The 709-nt window shown below is 38.4% G+C and carries 1 protein-coding gene; it reads left to right on the top strand.

The annotated features are described in order from the left end of the window. Positions 1-181 precede the first annotated feature (181 nt). Complete coding sequence (locus tag Q4557_RS19815; protein WP_303415057.1) at positions 182-667, top strand: hypothetical protein; 486 nt, start codon at positions 182-184, stop codon at positions 665-667. The last annotated feature ends 42 nt before the right edge of the window (positions 668-709 follow it).

Here is a 709-nt window from a genome sequence, read left to right as displayed (position 1 = left end):
GTGTTGTATAGACCTCGTAAACAAAGACGCATTCTTTTTCCGGCAGTATTTTGAGCATTACTTACGTATTCGCGAAAATATTCGATTTACAACAAGGACTTAGCGGTGGTACCTTTGAAGTTTGAATTGAGCAGCCTGGAACATTATTGTGCTGCTAATGAATAAGCTGTTAGGAAGAGTTATGAAACTACCACTCGCATTTATACTTGTAATATTAAATGTATCTGTACAGGCTGCTGATGTCTGTAATGAAATAGCAAAAGGTGAGGAGCAAGGAGAAACTTGGTTTAAAATTAATGTTCCATGGAATCTCGTAGGACCAAAGGACAAGCAATTATTTTTGTCGGTCGATATCGATAATGATGGCGAAATGGAGCAAGTTGCTGAGTTTTACGGTGGAACTCAGCAAGTACCATATCTAGAGATTTTGAACGGAGGAAAGGAAGAATCCTTTGGCTCAGATCGTTGTGGTGGTGGTTCTCCTAGTGCGATGAATATTGTTTCAATAAACAATAAAAATTATATACATGTTTCAATTATCGAAGGAATTCAAAAACAGTGTGGTATTAGCGGGTATTTAACCGCATATGAACCAGGTAATGCTTTTGGCAAAGAGTTGTGCACAATACCTCTTCCTAACACATATGAGCCTTCCGCCAGTCAATAGGCGAGCCTAACTTATTTGACTGCTTTTGCGGTCAAATAAAAA

The sequence above is a fragment of the Shewanella sp. 5_MG-2023 genome (assembly GCF_030547465.1).
Taxonomy (GTDB): domain Bacteria; phylum Pseudomonadota; class Gammaproteobacteria; order Enterobacterales; family Shewanellaceae; genus Shewanella.
Note: the sequence above shows the minus strand (reverse complement) of the source record. Positions and strands in the feature narration are given on the sequence as shown.

Excerpts from the sequence above, each read along its gene's own strand:
- Q4557_RS19815 (WP_303415057.1), top strand. The coding sequence starts at position 182 with ATGAAACTACCACTCGCATTTATACTTGTAATATTAAATGTATCTGTA.